At 70.0% G+C, this 13,889-nt stretch carries 12 protein-coding genes; 5 read left to right on the top strand and 7 right to left on the bottom strand.

The annotated features are described in order from the left end of the window. Positions 1-70 precede the first annotated feature (70 nt). Entirely contained in the window at positions 71-523 is a 453-nt protein-coding gene (locus AC6CCG_RS10985) for a pyridoxamine 5'-phosphate oxidase family protein (RefSeq protein ID WP_496654575.1), read from the bottom strand. 53 nt (positions 524-576) lie between these two features. Further along, positions 577-3,072, bottom strand: coding sequence for a cation-translocating P-type ATPase (locus tag AC6CCG_RS10980; RefSeq protein ID WP_496654574.1), 2,496 nt, complete (start codon positions 3,070-3,072; stop codon positions 577-579). 237 nt (positions 3,073-3,309) lie between these two features. On the opposite strand from AC6CCG_RS10980, the gene AC6CCG_RS10975 reads away from it, so the two are divergent. From AC6CCG_RS10975 to AC6CCG_RS10955, 5 genes are read left to right on the top strand one after another with little or no spacing between them, the layout of a single operon-like run. Next, positions 3,310-3,867 carry a flavodoxin family protein gene (locus AC6CCG_RS10975; RefSeq protein WP_496654573.1) on the top strand — a complete coding sequence of 186 codons (558 nt, stop codon included), beginning with the start codon at positions 3,310-3,312 and terminating at the stop codon, positions 3,865-3,867. A 13-nt stretch (positions 3,868-3,880) separates the two neighbouring features. Beyond that, the gene (locus AC6CCG_RS10970; RefSeq protein ID WP_496654572.1) at positions 3,881-5,317 is read left to right on the top strand and encodes an amino acid permease; all 1,437 of its coding nucleotides are present in this window, start codon (positions 3,881-3,883) and stop codon (positions 5,315-5,317) included. Between the two features lie 2 nt (positions 5,318-5,319). Beyond that, positions 5,320-6,567: an arginine deiminase gene (locus AC6CCG_RS10965; protein ID WP_496654571.1), complete on the top strand. Its 1,248-nt coding sequence runs from the start codon at positions 5,320-5,322 to the stop codon at positions 6,565-6,567. A 40-nt stretch (positions 6,568-6,607) separates the two neighbouring features. Further along, the gene (locus AC6CCG_RS10960; protein WP_496654570.1) at positions 6,608-7,570 is read left to right on the top strand and encodes a carbamate kinase; all 963 of its coding nucleotides are present in this window, start codon (positions 6,608-6,610) and stop codon (positions 7,568-7,570) included. Then, positions 7,567-8,625, top strand: a complete 1,059-nt coding sequence (locus AC6CCG_RS10955; protein WP_496654569.1) for an alcohol dehydrogenase catalytic domain-containing protein — start codon at positions 7,567-7,569, stop codon at positions 8,623-8,625. The genes AC6CCG_RS10960 and AC6CCG_RS10955 overlap by 4 nt, the downstream gene beginning before the upstream one ends. Before the next feature lie 54 nt (positions 8,626-8,679). On the opposite strand, the gene AC6CCG_RS10950 is transcribed toward AC6CCG_RS10955, so the two are convergent. The 5 genes from AC6CCG_RS10950 to AC6CCG_RS10930 are packed head-to-tail and all read right to left on the bottom strand — an operon-like array spanning position 8,680 to position 13,780. Beyond that, on the bottom strand, positions 8,680-9,681 hold the full coding sequence (locus AC6CCG_RS10950; RefSeq protein WP_496654568.1) for an Acg family FMN-binding oxidoreductase: 1,002 nt from the start codon (positions 9,679-9,681) through the stop codon (positions 8,680-8,682). Continuing rightward, positions 9,678-11,954, bottom strand: coding sequence for a phosphoenolpyruvate synthase (gene ppsA, locus AC6CCG_RS10945; protein ID WP_496654567.1), 2,277 nt, complete (start codon positions 11,952-11,954; stop codon positions 9,678-9,680). Before ppsA ends, AC6CCG_RS10950 begins: the two co-directional genes overlap by 4 nt. A 13-nt stretch (positions 11,955-11,967) precedes the next feature. Next, positions 11,968-12,639 (bottom strand): CBS domain-containing protein, encoded by a 672-nt coding sequence (locus AC6CCG_RS10940; protein ID WP_496654566.1) that lies wholly within the window; start codon positions 12,637-12,639, stop codon positions 11,968-11,970. Positions 12,640-12,668: 29 nt separating this feature from the next. Continuing rightward, positions 12,669-13,253: a DoxX family protein gene (locus AC6CCG_RS10935; protein ID WP_496654565.1), complete on the bottom strand. Its 585-nt coding sequence runs from the start codon at positions 13,251-13,253 to the stop codon at positions 12,669-12,671. 5 nt (positions 13,254-13,258) lie between these two features. After that, a complete protein-coding gene (locus AC6CCG_RS10930) occupies positions 13,259-13,780 on the bottom strand; it encodes a flavodoxin domain-containing protein (protein WP_496654564.1) in 522 nt (173 codons plus the stop codon). Positions 13,781-13,889: the final 109 nt, after the last annotated feature.

Genomic DNA, 13,889 nt, shown 5'->3' with positions numbered 1-13,889 from the left:
CGCCTTGATCGACCCGGACCACCCCGCGGCCGGAAAGATCGAGCAGATCAGGCAGGGCATCCCGGCAGCGCTAATTCTGGTCCTCGGCCACCGCTGCCCGGCTGTCTACGGGGTCAACGACGACCCGACGACCGGAGATCATCGAGATCGTGATCCGGAGGAACGCGACCGGTTCCGGCTCCGCTACCCGGCTGCGCAGCGACAGTGCCGTGAGTAGTTCGGCCTCGACCCGGTCCCGGACGAGGCGCGCTTCGCCCACGACGACGACCGACCACCCGGTGCCGTCGTGCGGATCAATGACGTCCGCCTCGAAAGCGACGACATCCCGCCGGCGCGCTGCCGACAACTTGGCGCCGGCCAAGCTCCTGATCACGATCGTGTCGCCATGGACGACGTAGTTCACGACGGCGATCGCCGGCAGGGCGCCATCCGAGTAGACAACTCTGCCGACGTCGGTACTGGCGAGCAGCCATCGGCATTCGCCCTCGCTCAGCACCTCCAGACGGCCCTGCCCCTGATTCATGAGATCGAGCCTGCCCGGCGTCCCATGACTACCGCAGAGTCGAAAGGCCCGGTTCATCGGACGACCGGCCTGTCGTGGGCCGCCTGTGGCCGCATCACGGTACGCAGAGCGTCGCACAGGAGGGGAGTCAGCAGCGCGGCGGCGACACCCATCGCCCAGCCGGCCAGCGGCAATGGGCTCAGCGACAACCATGCCCCGGCACCCGGAAGCATCAACAGGGCGGCCTGGAGCAGGAACGACGCGAGCACAGCCCGGCGCAGTGCCCGGCCGCGCCACCAGCCGCGTTCAAAGGTCCACCGGCGCGCCCTGGCCACGTAGGCCATCGAGAGGTGCGCGCAGACCAGAGTGAGCACCACCTGCGTCCGTACTTGATCATCGGACCAGCCGAGCCGACGGGCGATCTCGCCGCTCGCCACCACCAGCGCGGCGGCGATCAGGCCGCGCGCCATCAGGGTGATCAACAGACGTGCGTTCAGCAGCCGGCTGCCGGGCCGGCGTGGACGATCGCGCAGCGGATCGCCGGGCGGCTGGTCCACGCCGAGGGCAAGCGCCGGGATCCCGTCGGTCACCAGGTTGATCCAGAGCAGGTGGATCGGCAGCAGGGGCAAGCCCAGATCGGGCCACAGCAACAGGCCGACGAGCACCAGCCCGACCTCGGAGAAGTTGCCGGCCAGCAGATACCCGACCATGGAGGTGACGTTGTGGTAGAGCCGCCGGCCGGCCCGGATCCCGCTGACGATCGTGCCCAGCTCGCCGTTGGTGACGACGACCGCGGCGGCTTCCCGAGCCACGTCGGTGCCTGCATCGCCGGCCAGCGCGATGCCGACGTCCGCCTGGCGCAGGGCCGGTGCGTCGTTCACACCGTCCCCGGTCATCGCGACGACCTCGCCAGCCCGCCGCAGGGCGCCGACGAGATCCAGCTTCGTCTCCGGATCCACCCTGGCCACCACGTCCGCCCGGCGTAGCGCCGCGGCCCGGTCCGGCCCGAGCTCCGACCCGGTGACGACCACCCGGGTGTCGATCCCGACCTCACGAGCCACCGCACGTGCGGTGTCCGCGTGATCACCGGTGACCATGATCACGCGGGTGCCAGCGGCACGGCAGTCGGCGACCGCTGCGGCGGCGGACGGACGCAGTTGATCACTCATCGCGACCAGCCCGAGTGGCCGTAACTGCCGGGCGTCGAGCCGGTCGGTCGGCGCCGAGGCGAAGGCCAGCACCCGCAACCCCGCAGCCGTGAGCCGGGAGACCTCGCCCGCGAGCCGCTCGGTCTCCGGCTCGTCGCGGCAGCGGTCCAAGATCGCCTCGGGCGCCCCCTTCACGGTCAGCAACGGTCCCCGGTGAACGACCGCCATCGACCGCGTCGCGGCGTCGAACGGCTGGGTGGCCAGCCTCGGCCGCGACTCCAGGACATAGCCGAGCGATTCGGCGTGCGCCCGCAGGGCGATGTCGACGGCGTCGCCGACTCCGTCCGCCGCGTCGTTGCAGCGCAGGGCGGCCGACCACAGATCGGCGCCGGGCAGGACCACCGCGTCCACGACCGCGAGCCGTCCCGTGGTCAGGGTGCCGGTCTTGTCGGTAGCGATCACGGTCGTGGCTCCGAGTGACTCGATCGCCGGCAGCTTCCGGACGATCACGCCCAGCCGTGCCATCTGCTGGGCGCCGACCGCGAGCGCCGACGTGACCGCCGCGATCAGGCTCTCCGGGACGGCGGCGATAGCGAGGGCCGTCCCGGCGAGCAGAACGTCGAGCAGGCTCACCTCGCCCCGGCTGATCCGGGTCGACCCGACCAGGACCATGATCATTCCGGCGCCGACCGCGACCAGGCCGAGGCGCACCGAGACGCGCGCGAGTTCTCGTTCGAGCGGTGCCTTGGGCCGGGCCTGCAGGGTTGCGGCGATCCGGCCCACCTCGCTGTCCCCGCCGGTCCGGGTGACCACAGCCGTCCCGGAGCCGCGTACGACCAGCGTTCCGGCGAACACTTCCCCCGTCCGGTCGCCGACGGGGACATCGGTCCCGGTCCGGCCCGGCGCTTCCTTGTCGGCCGTGGCCGACTCTCCGGTGAGAGCGGATTCCTCGACACCGAGGCTTGCGGCGGTTACCAGGATTGCGTCGGCCGGGACCCGGTCGCCGGCCGCCAATTCGATCACGTCGCCGGGCACGACGTCGCTGGCGGGCACCTGCTCCAAGCGTCCTTCCCGGCGGACCTTGGCCGTCGGCGCAGTCAGCTGTCTCAGCGCCCTGACCGCTCGATCCGCGCGCCCCTCCTGCCCGGCCCCGACGGCGACATTCACGAGCAAGATCAACAGGATCGCCAGACCCTCGGGCAGGTCATGAAGCACGGCCAGGCTGGTCACGCCGGCGAAAATCAACAACAGGGACATCGGATCGATCAATTGGCGCAGGGCCCGTCGGAGCAACGTCGGCGTCGGCGGCTGCGGTAGCACGTTCGGGCCGTGCTGCCGGAGCCGGGCCGCAGCGGCACCGCGATCGAGGCCAGCCGCCGGATCGGTCAGACCCGGCGCGACGGGTGAGGACGATGGTCGCACGACTTCAGTCAAGATCGCTGATCTTGCCACGAGCAGAGCCGAAGGTCCTGCGGGCACGAGCCGTACGTCCACCCGCGGCCCGTACCCGAACCCTGCCTCGAAGGGCCCGTCCGGACCGGGGCGACCGACCTGTCGCTCTGTGGCCTTGGTCCCTGGCCGTGCCGTAGGCCGCGGCGGCACGGTGATGATCATGAGCGCAGTAGCGCTCGGCAGCTGCCAGCAGTGAGGAACGGACCCGTGGACGTGCTCGTACTGTACGAATCCCACCTCGGCAGGGTCCGGCGAGTCGCCCAGACGATCGCCGCCGAGATGCTCCCCAAGGCGCGGGTGGCGCTCGTTCGATTTCATCCGGACGTTTCGGCGGTCGGCTACGACCTGGTCGTGCTCGGCGCGCCGACGCACCGCGGCCGGATGCCGAACCCGGCCACCCGCGCCGAGGCGCTCGCCAGCGCCGGACGCGTCGGCCCGACCGACTTCGGCGTCCGGGAATGGCTGGCCGAGGAGCCGGCCTTCTCCGAACACACCGCTGTGACCGCCTTCCATCTCGTCCCGACCGGGGCACCGCTGCCCCGCGGATCAGCGGCGGTGCAGGCCCTTCGCGAGGTTGGCCGCCAGCACGCCAATCCACAGTTGGCGCCGCGAACTTTTCTGCTCAGCCGGTCGGACGGGCCGCTGTACCGCGGCGAACTGCAGCACGCCGCGCAGTGGGGCGCCCGCCTCGTCGCCGAGAGCCGTGCCCAGGATCCACTGCTCCGCTGGTCGGACGGCCGGATCTGGCACCACCAGGACAACTGATCAGGAGCACCGCATGACTCAGGACACCGCGCCCCGGGCGCGAACGATCGACAGCCCGGCCTCAGCGGAACACCGGATAGGCCTGCCACAGGCGACGGCCCTGATCGCCGGCAGCATCGTCGGCGTCGGAATCTTCAGCCTGCCCTACTCGCTGGCTGGGTTCGGCCCGATCAGCCTGGTCGCGATGATCTTGACGACGGTCGGCGCGATCGCCCTGGCCCTGCTGTACGCGGCACTGTCGCACCGGGTCCCGGCCGCGGGCGGCCCGTACGCGTACGCACGCATCGCCTTCGGCAACGGGGTCGGGTTCGCCAACGCCTGGTCGTACTGGATCACAGCCTGGGCCGGGAATGCCGCCATCGCGGTGGGCTGGGTCTACTACGCGGAGCTGTTCCTCAACCCGGGCCCGAACCTGATCATGACGATCGTCCTGACCCTTGCCGCGCTGTGGATCCCGGCCTTGATCAACTTGTCCGGCCTGCGCAACGTGGGTTGGTTCCAGGTGCTCACCACGATCACGAAGTTCGTTCCCCTGGTCCTGATGGGAACCGTCGGACTCTTCTTCATCCGACCGGAGAACTTCGTCCCGTGGAACGTCTCGGGCCAGAGCGACTGGTCGGCGATCGGTGGTGCCATGGCCATCTGTCTCTTCACCTATCTCGGGGTCGAGACCGCCGCCGTGGCCTCGGCCAAGGTCCGGGACTCTCGGCGCAACGTCCCGCGGGCGACCCTGCTCGGCACGTTGGCCAGCGCGGTGGTCTACCTGCTCTCGCTGGTGGCCGTCTTCGGCATCTTGGCGAGCGGGCCGCTGGCGGCCGACGAGAACCGCGCCTCCTTCGCGGCGGCGGCCGACGCGATCCTGGGCGGTGGCGGCTGGGCCGGCGCGGTCGTCGCGGTGATCGTGATCATCTCCGGCATCGGCGCGCTCAACGGTTGGACCATGATCTGCGCCGAGATGCCGTTGGCCGCAGCGGACGACGGCCTGTTCCCGCGGGCCTTCGGCCGCCGCTCGCGGCGTCGGGTGCCCGCGTTCGGCATCGTCAGCTCGACCGCGCTCGCCTCGGTCGCCGCCTTGATCAGCTTCTGGGGCGCGGCCGGTTCGGACGTGTTCACCACCCTGGTCCTGATGACCGGCATCACCGCCGCCATCCCGTACGGCTTCTCGGCGGCCGCCCAGCTGACCTGGAGGGTCCGGGACCGGTCCAGGGTCCGCACCGGGCGCCTGGTCCTCGACCTGACGGTGGCCGTGCTGTCGCTCGTCTTTGCTGTGCTGTTCGTCTGGTACTCGCGCAACAGCGGCAACACCTGGTACGTGACCTGGGGTCCCTTCCTGCTGACGGCGGCGGCTTTCCTGTTCGGCGTCCCGGTCTACCTGTCCGAACGCCGCCGGATGACCCCACCGCCGGAGGTGCCCGCCGACGCCGTCGAGCCCGCCGACCGAAAGGGATGATCATGTTCCACGTCGATTCCGAGGTCGGACCGCTGCGCGAGGTGATCGTGCACCGGCCCGGACTGGAGTTGGCCCGGCTGACCCCGGACAACGTGGCGACCCTGCTGTTCGACGACGTGCTCTGGCCGGAGCGGGCCCAGCAGGAGCATGATCAATTCGTCGCCCAGCTGACCGCGCACGGCGTCTGTGTGCACCACCTCGGCACCCTGTTGGAGGAGTCGCTGGACCAGGTCGGGGCGCGACAGTTCCTCCAGGACCGGCTATCCACGGCCACCCGGTTCGGACCAGCTCTCGACGCCCCGCTGGACGGGCTGATCACGGAGACCTCGGCACCGCAACTCGCGTCCGTGCTCGTCGGCGGCCTGCTGAAGTGCGATGTCGCCGACCGGCTCAGCGGAGCATCCAGTCTGCTGCTGGAGTACCTCAGGCCGGAGGACTTCCTGCTACCGCCGCTGCCGAACCACCTGTTCCCCCGGGACAGCTCGTCCTGGATCTACCGCGGCCTGTGCCTCAGCCCGATGGCGAAGCCGGCTCGGATGCGCGAGACGATCAACCTGCAGTTGATCTACAACTTCCATCCCCGGTTCCGGATCGCACCGATCACATTCCTCTACGGCAACGATGCGGAGCCGCACGAGCCGGCCACGGTCGAGGGCGGCGATATCCTCGTCCTCGGCCACCGCACCGTGATGATCGGAATGGGTGAGCGCACCACACCGCAGGGCATCGAGGAGCTGGCCCGAAGCCTGTTCCGGCATCACCTCACCGACTTGATCATCGTCGCGGAGATCCCGAAGGTCCGGGCCTTCATGCACCTGGACACGGCCATGACCATGGTCGACCGCGACGCGTTCGTGGTCTATCCCTTCCTGCCCGACACGATGCGGACCTTCGCGCTGCGCCCGGCTGGGCCAGACGGCGAGTACCAGGTCGCCGAGAACGATGATCTGTTCCGTACCATCGCCAACGCGCTGGAACTGGACAAGGTCCGCGTTCTGCGGGCTCCGGCGACACCGGGCGCCGCCGCTCGCGAACAGTGGAACGACGGCAACAACTTCCTGGCGGTCGAACCGGGCGTGGTCCTCGGCTACGAGCGCAACACGCACACCAACCGTTACCTGCAGGGCAACGGCATCACGGTTGTCCCCGTGGCCGGCAACGAACTCGGCCGCGGCCGCGGCGGGCCACGCTGCATGACCTGCCCGATCGTGCGCGACGCCGCCGACGAGTCAGGGACGACGGCACCATGATCACCTGCCAGCCCGCCGTCACGATCGGGACCGGTCCGCGATGAGGATCCTGGTCGCGCTCGGCGGCAACGCCATCTTGCGCCGTGGCCAGCCGATGACCGTGGCGAACCAGCGTGCGACGATCGCCACCGCCTGCGGCCCGCTCGCCGTGATCGCGCGCGATCACGACGTGATCATCACCCACGGCAACGGCCCGCAGGTCGGACTGCTCGCGTTGCAGGCCGACGCATACGACCCGGCGAGCCGCTACCCGTTCGACGTCCTGGGGGCCCAGACCGAGGGGATGATCGGCTATCTGATCGGCCAGGAATTGGGTAATCACCTGCGTCACCGGCGGACTGTGGTGACCGTGATCACGCGGACCCTCGTCGACCACGACGATCCGGCCTTTGCCGACCCCTCGAAACCGGTCGGTCCGGTCTACCCGGCAGCCGAGGCGGCCCGGCTGGCCGCGGCGCACGGCTGGGCGGTACGACCCGACGGCGCCGGGTTCCGGCGCGTCGTGCCGTCGCCGGCCCCGCGCGCGGTGCTGGAGCTCGAACCGATCCGCTGGATCTTGGACCGGGACGGGATCGTGATCTGCGCCGGCGGCGGCGGGATCCCCGTCGTCCGCGACCCGGCATCCGGATCCATGGCCGGAGTGGAGGCGGTGATCGACAAGGACCTGACCAGCGCGATGCTGGCCCGGGCCCTCGGCGCCGACCGGTTGATCATCGCCACCGACGTACCGGGCGTGATCGACGGCTGGGGTACCGCCACGGCCCGCCTGATCACCCGTGCCGGCCCCGCCGTGCTGGCCGGACTCGACTTCGCGGCCGGGTCGATGCGACCCAAGATCCAGGCCGCGGTGGCGTTCGCAGCTCCCGGACGCGATGCCGTGATCGGGCACGTCACCGAGATCGACCGCATGCTCGCCGGGACCGCCGGGACGACGATCTCAGTCGCCGCCCCGGGCGTGGTCCTGGCACCGGATCCCCTCACCCAACCTCAGGAGGCGTCATGAAAGCACTCAGTTATCTCGGCCCGGGCCGTCGGTCCTGGCACACCGTGCCCGATCCGGTGATCAAGGATCCTGGCGATGCCATTATCCGGATCGACTGCGTCACCATCTGCGGCACCGACCTGCACATCCTCAAGGGCGACGTCGCTGATGTAGAACCCGGCCGGATCCTCGGCCACGAAGCGGTCGGGACCGTGCAGGAGGTCGGGCCCGAGGTCCGCAACGTCGCCGTCGGAGACCAGGTCATCGTGTCCTGCATCTCGGCCTGCGGCCGGTGCCGGTTCTGCCGGGAGGCCCGCTACGGCCAGTGCCTCGGCGGTGGCGGTTGGATCCTCGGTCACGTGATCGACGGAACCCAGGCCGAGTTGGTCCGGGTCCCGTTCGCGGACACCTCGACCCATCGGCTGCCCGCCGGCGTCGCGATCGAGGACGCGGTCATGCTGGCCGACATCCTGCCCACGGCGTACGAGGTCGGCGTGCTCAACGGCAAGGTCCGGCCCGGCGACACCGTCGCGGTGATCGGCGCGGGTCCGATCGGGCTCGCGGCAGTCACCACAGCTCGGCTGTTCAGCCCGGCCCGGATCATCGTCGTCGACCCTGCTCCGGCCCGCCGCGCGGCCGCCGCCCGGCTGGGCGCCGACGTGATGATCGACCCCGCCGCCGAACCGGTGGCCCGCCGCGTCGCCGAGCTCACCGACGGGCTCGGTGCCGACGTCACGATCGAGGCGGTCGGCCTTCCGGAGACCTTCGAGCAGTGCGTCGAACTGGTCCGGCCGGGTGGGCATGTCGCGAACGTCGGCGTGCACGGTCGCCCGGCCACACTCCACCTGGAGACCGGCTGGATCCGGGACCTGACCATCACCACCGGGTTGGTCGACACGGTCACCACGCCGGACCTGCTCCGGATGCTGGCCGCTGGCCGGCTCGCGATGCCGGGGCTGGTGACCCACCGGTTCGGCCTGGACGAGTTCGACGATGCGTACGACATCTTCGCCCGGCCCGCCGACTCCGACGCGCTCAAGGTGGTGCTGTTCGGCGACGACGTGATCGAAGGCTGACAGCAATCGGCCCGGGGCGACAGGTGCCGCCCCGGGCCGACCGTCGCGCACTGATCAGGCGGTCCCGTCCGGCACCCGTCCCAGTACCTCCGTCAGGGGCCGGCGCGGTGTCACGGGCAGCGGCTCGCTGCTGATCGGAGCCCAGCCGATCCGCACCACCGACTGGGGCTCGGCCACCCCGTCCAGGACCCTGTCCCGCACCAGAATCCTGGTCTCGCCGACCTCGAGGGCCGGGCTCAGCACGCAGCTGGCGAGGCCCAGTTCGGTCGCGGCGAGCAGCACGGCGCTCAGGCCTTCGCCGGCACGGAGCCAGGACTCCCAGTCGTCCGAGGACGTACCGACGACGGCAAGTTCACCGGCGTCCGGGTCGTCGCCGACGGGCTCGGCGAGGCGTCCGTAGGGGAAGGTCCGCAGTTCGGTACCGCCGTGGACGGTTGCCGCCTGCGGTGCGTTGGCGGCCGGGACGCCGTCCCGATCGGTCGATCCGCGCCCTGACCAGAAGGCGATCTCGGCGGCGTACTCGGGGTCGCTCCGCTGGCGCCGGTTGGCCTCGACGATGGCCGCCTCCAGAAGTTGCCGGTGCTCCACTTCGGTGACCGGCGTCAGGATCGCTCCCTGCCGTACCGCGCGGTCTCCGAGGGTCTGCAGCAACTCCCCCGGCACCGGCCAGGAGCTGAACCGCCGCCGGTCGGTGCGACGGCCGGCGATCGTCCGCGCCCCCACGACGTCCTCCGCCGTGGGGTTGTGCGCGGCGAACTCGAGGGTGGCCAGCTGCATCGGGTTCTGCGGATTAGGGAGCCGGTGCACGATCGTCGACCAGCCCACGGCGGCGAAGGCGACCCGGGCGTGGTGCAGGACCGCGCCACAGCTCACCACAAGATCACGGCGATCGGGGTCGGTGACCGGAAGGGCCCGGTCCGGATCGGCATACAGCTGAACGGTCCGATCCCCGAGCAACCATCGCCAGGGCTGCGAGTTGTGGATCGACGGGGCCCGGGTCGCCAACGACAACGCGGTACGAACGGTCTCCTCGTCGGGCCCGGTGGCGGTGATCATGATCGTGCCTTTCCCTCGAACGGCCGGTGGTTCTCCAACAACAGGCGCCGCTCGGCCGAGCCGATCATGACGCGAGCCGAACCGACGACGTCCGGATTCACCGAGATCGACGTGATCCCCAACCGGACCAAGTGTTCAGCGAACTCCGGCCGGTTCGACGGCGCCTGGCCGCACAGGGACGACGTGATGCCGGCCCGTCCGCAGGCTCGGATGATCTGCCCGATCATGTCGAGCACGGCGGGATCGCTCTCGTCGAAGAGCTCGGCGCAGACCTCGGAGTCGCGGTCGACGCCGAGCATGAGCTGGGTCAGATCATTGCTCCCGATCGAGACGCCGTCGATGCCGGCCCCGGCGTAGGTCGGGATCCAGTGCGCCGCGGACGGCACCTCGGCCATCACCCAGCAGTGGAACCCGCGCTGCCGACCGAGCGGGCTCGCATGGACGAACTCGAGACAGGCGTCGAGCTCCCAGCCCGTCCGGACGAACGGGATCATCAGGTGCAGGTTGGGCGCCTGTTCGCGGACTCGGGCGAGCACCTCGAGCTCACTGCGGAACAGATCCGGTTCGTGCACGTACCGGAAGCAGCCGCGGTAGCCGATCATGGGGTTGGCCTCGACCGGCTCGAACTCGTCGCCGCCCAACAGCCCGCGGAACTCGTTGCTGCGGAAGTCGGTAGCGCGGTAGATCACCGGCCGGGGGGCGAACGCGGTGGCGATCTTGAGCAGGGACGCCGTCATCGCGCCCGCGAAGTCCTCGGCCTCGCCACGTGCCAGCAGCCGACGCGGGTGTGTGCCGTTCAGGGCCTCGGTCAGCATGAACTCCGCGCGCAGCAGGCCGACCCCGTCGACCGGCAGCGCCGCCACCTCGTCCGCGTGTTCGGGGATGGCGAGATTTACGTAGACCCTGGTCGCCAGCGATTCAGCGCCCGTCGGCTCGGGAACCGGCCGCACCGGTCGTTCGGACAGATGGACGACGGGCTCGGCTCCGGACAGGATTCTGCCGCGGGCGCCGTCCACGGTCACCAGTTCCCCGTCACGCAGGACCGCGGTCGCGTTCCTGGTGCCGACCACACACGGCACCCGGAGTTCCCGGGCGACGATCGCGGCATGGCAGGTGAGCCCGCCGCCGTCGGTGACCAGTCCCGCCGCCCGGCGCATCGTCGGCAGCCAGTCGGGGTTGGTCATCGGGGCGACCAGGACCTCGCCGTCGGCGAACCGGTCACCCTGACTCGGCGCGGTGAGCACCCGGACCCGCCCGGAGGCGGTGCCCGGTGACGCCGCCAGCCCCGTGACCAGAACCTCGCCGAGTTCGGCAGGCGGGTGGTCGAGGGCGGTGATCGGCCGCGACTGCACCAGCCAGGTCTCGCCGCCGGCGATCGCCCACTCGAGGTCCTGCGGTGTCCCGTAGTGCTGTTCGACCCGGAGCGCGAGCCGGGCCAGCCCGATCGCCTCGTCGTCGGTGAGGACGCGTTCGCTGCCGGTCTGCCGGTCCAGATCGATCTTGAGATCGGAGCCGGTCGGTCCGCGGACGATCTTGTGACTCTGATGGCCCACCCGGACCTCGACCAGGTGCGGCCCGTCCTTGGCAAGCAGATAGGTGTCCGGTTCGACGGCGCCGCTGACCACGACTTCGCCCAGGCCCAGCGCGGCCTCGATGACCATGCGATCACGGCGGCCGGTGGACGGATCCACGCTGAACGCGACGCCGGACCGTTCCGAGTCGATCATGCGCTGGATCACGACCGCGATCGCCGGCTCCTCGTCGATGCCCTGGCTGGTCCGGTAGACCAGCACTCGAGGGGTGAACAGCGAGGCCCAGCAGGCCAGGACCGCGTCGATCACACGAGTCTGGGCGACGTTGGTCAACGTCGCATTCATTCCGGCGAAGGAGGTCCCCGCGGTGTCCTCCGACGTGGCGGACGAACGGACCGCGAGCCGGACCTCGGGATCGAAAGTCTGGCAGGCCGACGTGATCGCCTGCCGGACTTCGACCGCCACCCCGGCCGAGCGGACCAGGGCCTGAAGTTGCTCACAGGCGAGAGCGAGTTGTCGTTCATGATCGATCAGGTGCTCCGCCTCGGAGAGCAGAGCGACGATTTTCTCCCGTGCGCCGCCCTGCTCCATGGACGCGAGGTACGCCTGTGCGGTGACGACGAAGCCCGGCGGAACCGGGAGTCCGGCCCTGGTCAGCTCGCCGAGGTTCGCCCCCTTGCCGCCGGCCACCTGAGTGTCGGTACGGGCCAAGTCGTTGAACCCGATCACCAGTCGTTCCATCGTTCCTCCAAGATCAGGGCGCTGCCGGGTCCGGCGGCGACTCCGACGGGACCCGCGACGTGGAGCGGACGGTGTCGTCGTGGGCGTACTCGAGCTGGTTGACGACCTCAACCACGCCGTCGAGATCGCTGATCAACTCGACTGCGGATTCGACTGCGCTGCGATGTTCCAGCCGGCCCTTGAGCTGGACGACGCCCTCGTGCACCCGGACAGTCATCGAGTCCGGCGCAGCGAGGACACCCGGGCCGAAGACTTGTTCCAGCACCTCGGTTCGGATGTCGCTGTCGTCGCGCAGGAAGGCGGTCAGCAGATTCGCCCGACTGACCAGGCCGACCACCGACCCACTTGCCCCGAGCACCGGCAGTTGCTTGACCCGGTGCCGGATCATCAGCCGCGCAGCGGCGGCCAGGGTTGCGGAACTCTCGATCGTGATCGCCGGCGATGTCATCAGGTCGCCGGCGGTGACGCCGTGTGCCTTGTCCAACATCCGCCGCCGCTGCGGCAGTAGCGACCACCGACGCCGGTGCGGATACCCCTGCTTCGGTAGCAGATCGGTCTCCGACACGATCCCGACCAGGCTGTGGTCGGCGTCGAGCACGGGCAACGCGTCCCGGTGGGCGCCCAGTTCCTCGACGACCTCCTTGAACGGCGTCGTCGTCGTGACCGTGGCGACGTCGGTGGTCATGACGTCCCTGACGTGCAGCCGGAGCATGACTAGACCAGCCAGCGGTGCCGGTCGACCACGCGTTCCCACCAGCGGCCGATGCCCCAGTAGCGGCCCGCTCCGGTGACGGCGAGGGTGAGCAGGACGAGGCCGTAGATGACGTGGTAGTCGACGATCGGGTTCGTGCTGCGTGTGGCCTCCCCGGCGGCGTTCACGAGTGCCGGCGGCCATTCCGCGGCCCACATCAAGATCATCATGATCGATCCGGCGATGGCCGAGATGCGCAGACCGGCGCCCAAGATCACAGCGACGCCGATGCCGAGCAGCCCGAGCATGAACAACCAGTCGAGGAAGGGATTGCCGGCCAGGGCACGGAAGGCGGACTGGAACGGCCCGACGTCGACTCCGCCAAGGAATCCGGCGGTCGGCGACCCGCCACGGATCCAGGCCCGCTCCGCCGGAGTCGCGAAGCCGAGGCCGAAGGTCTTGTCGACGAAGGCCCAGAGGAAAATCAGGCCGGTGGCGATCCGGGTGATCGCGAGGATCGGGCCGCGGACCTGATCGGTGAACGTGCGCACCGGTCCATGATCGACTCGGTGTTCGGCGGCCGTCTGGCGGTGAAGCGTGCTGGTCATGAGATTCAACTCCTACGTGTGGTGTTGTGGTGGTGGGTGGTGCTGAGCCGGTCGGCGATCTCGTCGCCCCAGCGGGCGATCGCTTCCCAATCGCGGTAGTCACCGGCCAGCGGTCCGTCGGCGACCCAGCGCTGTAATGGGGATCGGGCCAGTGTGCGATCCAGCCGGCCGCCGAACGTGACCGGCGGTTCGGCACCGATCCCGAAGGCCAGACGTCCGACCGCGCGCGGTACCCGATCGGGGTCCGGAGAGTCCGCGCCGCACGGGCCGCTCTGGAAGAGCCAGGTCGGACGCTCCGCGAGCTCCGGCGCGTTGGCCTTGAGCCAGCGCACCGCTTCGGGCAGCCAACGGCGCAGATAGATCGCACTGCCGACCACGACCGCGTCAAAGCCGGCCAGGCTGGGTACCCGGTCGGTCGGTAGCACGATCGCGTCAGCGCCGCGGCGGCTCAGTTGATCACCGATCGCGCGAGCGATCTCGGCCGTGGACCCCATCCGTGTCGCGTACGTGATCAAGACCCGGGTCATCGGAGTCCTCCAGTAGCGAGCCTCGGGCTGAGGCGGCTTGTGGGCAAGGCCTGCATCGGTTCGATCCCTTCGAAGATCATCGTGTCCTGTTGTCGTTAGTCCACTGCCT

It is taken from the genome of Microlunatus sp. YIM B11417, from assembly GCF_059617205.1.
This window is presented reverse-complemented; position numbering and strand designations above follow the sequence as displayed.

Bases quoted from the DNA above. Each gene is read 5' to 3' on its own strand.
- AC6CCG_RS10955 (WP_496654569.1), top strand. From the start codon at position 7,567: ATGAAAGCACTCAGTTATCTCGGCCCGGGCCGTCGGTCCTGGCACACC.
- AC6CCG_RS10940 (WP_496654566.1), bottom strand. From the start codon at position 12,639: ATGACCACCGACGTCGCCACGGTCACGACGACGACGCCGTTCAAGGAG.
- AC6CCG_RS10950 (WP_496654568.1), bottom strand. From the start codon at position 9,681: ATGATCACCGCCACCGGGCCCGACGAGGAGACCGTTCGTACCGCGTTG.
- AC6CCG_RS10965 (WP_496654571.1), top strand. From the start codon at position 5,320: ATGTTCCACGTCGATTCCGAGGTCGGACCGCTGCGCGAGGTGATCGTG.
- AC6CCG_RS10960 (WP_496654570.1), top strand. From the start codon at position 6,608: ATGAGGATCCTGGTCGCGCTCGGCGGCAACGCCATCTTGCGCCGTGGC.
- AC6CCG_RS10930 (WP_496654564.1), bottom strand. From the start codon at position 13,780: ATGACCCGGGTCTTGATCACGTACGCGACACGGATGGGGTCCACGGCC.
- AC6CCG_RS10970 (WP_496654572.1), top strand. From the start codon at position 3,881: ATGACTCAGGACACCGCGCCCCGGGCGCGAACGATCGACAGCCCGGCC.
- AC6CCG_RS10985 (WP_496654575.1), bottom strand. From the start codon at position 523: ATGAATCAGGGGCAGGGCCGTCTGGAGGTGCTGAGCGAGGGCGAATGC.
- AC6CCG_RS10935 (WP_496654565.1), bottom strand. From the start codon at position 13,253: ATGACCAGCACGCTTCACCGCCAGACGGCCGCCGAACACCGAGTCGAT.
- ppsA (WP_496654567.1), bottom strand. From the start codon at position 11,954: ATGGAACGACTGGTGATCGGGTTCAACGACTTGGCCCGTACCGACACT.